General features: G+C 71.9%; 2 protein-coding genes. Both read right to left on the reverse strand.

Features of this window, described 5'->3' with window-relative positions; genetic code table 11:
- A partial coding sequence (locus tag ACOOHC_RS00080) for a hypothetical protein (protein ID WP_420450184.1) occupies positions 1 to 287 on the reverse strand: 287 nt, incomplete at its 3' end.
- Positions 265 to 3,762 (reverse strand): hypothetical protein, encoded by a 3,498-nt coding sequence (locus tag ACOOHC_RS00085; protein WP_420450185.1) that lies wholly within the window; start codon positions 3,760 to 3,762, stop codon positions 265 to 267. The genes ACOOHC_RS00080 and ACOOHC_RS00085, both read right to left, overlap by 23 nt.
- Positions 3,763 to 3,803 lie beyond the last annotated feature (41 nt).

Raw genomic sequence — 3,803 nt, forward strand, 5'->3', positions numbered from 1 at the left:
ACGGTCACGACCTCGGCGGAGTGGAACACGAGACCCGGGTCGAGCGTGTCGACGACGACGGCATCCGACGTCGTGCCCTCGGGCAGCGTGACGGTCAGCTCGTAGACCGTGCGCTCGCCCGCCACCACGTCGGCGGTGCCGTTCGTCGGCGACACGATGCCCGTCTCGACCAGGCGCTTGGCGAACGTCGGGGACGCGACCGTGAAGTCGCTCGCCGCATCGGTCGTGCCCGTGCGCTCCGTCCCGGCGTCGCCGTGCGCCGGCTCACCGAGGGTCTGCCAGCTCACGTCCGCGACGTTGTCGACCGTCGAGCTCGCCTCGATGGTCTCGTTGAGCGTGCCGCTGACGGTCACGACCATCACCTCGCCGGCGAGCAGGTCGAAGTGAGCGTTCGTCACCGACGTCGCGCCCGTGACGGGATCCACCGCGAGCGCGAAGCCGGCCGCGTCGCCGCCCGTGACCGAATCGATGGACACGTCCGAGATCGTGCCCGGCAGGCGCGTGGCGAACGTCGCGTCGAACGCGTCGGCGGTGGAGGTGTCGGTGTGCCGGACCTCGTAGCGGTAGGTGACGGTGTCGCCGCCGTCGCCCGGCACGGTCGTGATGGTGTTGCTTGCCGACAGCTGCGGGTGAACGACCTCGACCGGCGTTCGCGAGCCGCTCGCCGCCCTCGTCGGCGGTCCCGTCCTCGTCGCCGTCCCACGCGAAGACGGTGGCCGCGCCGAGCGTCGAGCCCGGAACCGCCGCGCCGGGTGGTGTCTCGACGTTCGCGGTGACGGTGCGGTACTCGATCGTGATCGTCTCGGGCGTGCCGTTCGAGTCGAGCCGGTTGACCACGGTCCCCAGATCGAAGCGCACGGTGCTCGGATCGGCCGGGGTCGCGCCCGGCGTCACGACGGGGGTCGCCGAGCCCGAGTGGCTCACGCCGGGCGTCGCGACGATCGTCGGCGGCGTGCCGGCGTGGTACGCGGCGTCGTAGTCGAGCCCGGCGTCCAGCATCTCGATCAGCGTGGCCAGCTCCGTGGTGCCCTCGGGCACCTGGATCACGAGCCGATGCGTGGCGTACTCGCCCGCCACGACGTCGGTGGCGGAGTTCTGGGTCGTCACGATGCCGGTGACGACGGTGCGCTCCACGAGCGTCGGCGACGCGATGGTGAAGGCGTTGGACGCCGTCGTCGAGGCGGTGCGCGCCTCGGCGGCCCGGCCGTGGTCGGCGTCCCCGAGCGTGCTCCAGCCGAGCGTGGCGAGGTTGTCGATGGTGGTGCCGGCCACGGCGCTCTCGTTCACGGTACCGGTCACGACGACGGTGAGCCTCTCGCCGAGCGCCAGGTCGAAGTCGTCGTTCGACACGGTGCGACCGTCACTCGATACTCCGAAGCCGGGCAGGGCGTCGCCGTCCGGGTCGGTGACCGCGAGGTTCGTGACCGCGGGATCGAACGTCGTCGTGAAGCTCGCGGCCAGCGCGTCGGCCGTCGCGCCGGGCGCGTGCGCGATCGTGTACTCGTGGCGCACGGTGTCCTTGGCATCGGCCGGCTCGGGCGTGGCGATGACGTTCGTCAGCGTCAGGCCCGGATGGACGACGGTGAGGGCGTTCGCGTCCGACGCGGTGCCGTCCGCTCCGTCGGTGTTGTCGCCGTCGGCGTTCGCGTCCCACGCCAACGTGGCCAACGCGTCGAGCGTGTCGCCCGGGGCCGCGACGGGGTTGGGTGCGGGCGCGTGCGCGGTGTAGGTGCGGTAGGTGATCGTGACCGTTTCGGGCGGTACGGACGCGGCGTCGCGTTCGTTCGACGCGGCGTTCACGACGTCGCCGAGCTCGAAGGTCACGGTGTCCTTGCCGGCGGCGTCGGTGCCGAGCGTCGCCGTGATGGCACCGCCGTCGCTCAGCCCCGCGGCGCTCGCGTTCGTCGTGAAGACGACCGTGGGCGTGTAGTCGGGGTCGAGCTCCAGCCCGGGCGCCAGCGCGTCGGTCACCGCGGCTTTCAGCGTCGTGCCCTCGGGCAGCGTGACGGTGAGCGTGTGCACGGCGTACTCGCCCGCCGCCACCTCGGTGTCGTCGTTGGCGGTGCTGGTGATGCCGGTGGAGAGGATCCCGCGTTCGAACGTCGGCGCATCCATGCGGAAGGCGGTGCGCGCGTCGTCGGTCGCCGTGGACTGGCTCGCCTGCGGCGCGGTGCCGTTCGAGTCGCCCTGGGAATCGTCACCGAGACTCTCCCAGACGAGCTCGGCGACGTTGGGGATGCGCTTGCCCGCGGCGGCGTCCGTGTCGACGGTCGCGCGCAGCTGGAGCGTCATGGTCTCGCCGGGCGCCAGGTCGAAGGGCGTCAGCGTGGCGAGCACTTCGCCCGACACGTCGAACAGGGCGTCGCTGTCACCGGGCGTCGTGCGCGTGGCCGACACGAGCGAGGCGTTCCGGAGCTCGTCCGGCAGCGCGTCGTCGATGCGCACGTCGTACGCGCCGACGACCGAGCCCGGCGCGTGCGCGACGACGATCTCGTACACGACGGTGTCGCCCGCGTCCGCCGGACGCGTGTCGATCCGGTTCGTGATGGCGAGCACCGCTTCGCGAAAGGTCACGCTGGCGCCGGCGTCGCTACGCCCGTCGTCCGCTCCCTCGGCGAGGCCGTCGCCGTCGAGGTCCCAGCGAAGGGCCGCGGCGTTGGCGATCGCATCGCCGTCGACCGTGCCGATACCGGTCGCGATCGCGCGATAGCTGACGGTGATCTGCTCGGTCGAGGAATTGTCCCGATCGCCGTTGGTGATCGTGCCGAAGTCCACGCGCAGCTCGCCGCCCGGACCGCCCGGCTCGACGACGACGGGCGCGGTGTTCGACGGGTCCGCGTCCGTCGGGTTGTCGAACGAGACGGCCGCGCTCGGCGACGACACGACGAGGCTGCCCGCCACGTACCGCAGGCTGTCCGGCAGCGTGTCGATCAGCACCGCGTCGGGCGTCTCGCCCTCGGGCACGGTGATGACGACCTCGTAGTCGACGTGCTCGCCCTGCACCAGGATGCCGTCCGCGCCGCCGATGCCGGTGCTCGTGACCGTCTTGACGAGCTCGGGCGGTGCGATCGTGAAGCTCGCCGTCGCGCTCGCGGTGTAGACCCCCTCGTCGGCGTCGCGGCCGTCGTCGGCGGCACCGTCGTCGAGCGTGCTCCAGCCGAGCGTGGCGACGTTGTCGATGGGCGCGCCGGTGGTGGCGGAGTCGACCGTGCCGGACACCCACACCGTGAAGGATTCGTTCTCGGCCAGGTCGAAGTCGGGGTTCCGCAGCGTCCACTCGTTCGGGGCGGTCTCGACCAGCTCGAAGCCCGCCGAGGCGGCGGTGACCTCGGTGCCGGACGCATCCTCGACCCGATCGATGGTGGCGCCCGAGATCTGCGTCGGCAGCACGTCGGTCAGGCTCGCGTCGAAGGCGGTCGCGCTCGAGCCCGATGCGTGATCGATCGTGATGCGGTAGCGCACCGGATCGCCCACGTCCTGCGGGGGATCGGTGGCGTCCTCGTCGGCACCGCCCGGCGTCGCGGGGGCCGGATCGACGATGGTCTTTTTGACGGTGAGCTCGGGGGCGGCGAGCGTGAGCGTCACCTCGGGCGCGCGCTGGGACGCGGCGCTGCCGTCCGTGCGCGTCCAGCGTGCGTCCGCGCGGTTCGCCACCTCGGTGCCCGCCGCCACGCCGCCGACGACGAACGCGCGGTACACGATGCTCAGCGTCTCCCCCACACCGTCGTCGGTGTTCGAGTTGACGACGTTGCCGAGGTTCATCTCGATGAGCTGACGACCGTTGCCGTCGATGCTCAGCTCCA

The sequence above is a fragment of the Ilumatobacter sp. genome (assembly GCF_965215205.1).
GTDB lineage: Bacteria > Actinomycetota > Acidimicrobiia > Acidimicrobiales > Ilumatobacteraceae > Ilumatobacter_A.

Excerpts from the sequence above, each read along its gene's own strand:
- ACOOHC_RS00085 (WP_420450185.1), bottom strand. The coding sequence starts at position 3,762 with ATGAACCTCGGCAACGTCGTCAACTCGAACACCGACGACGGTGTGGGG.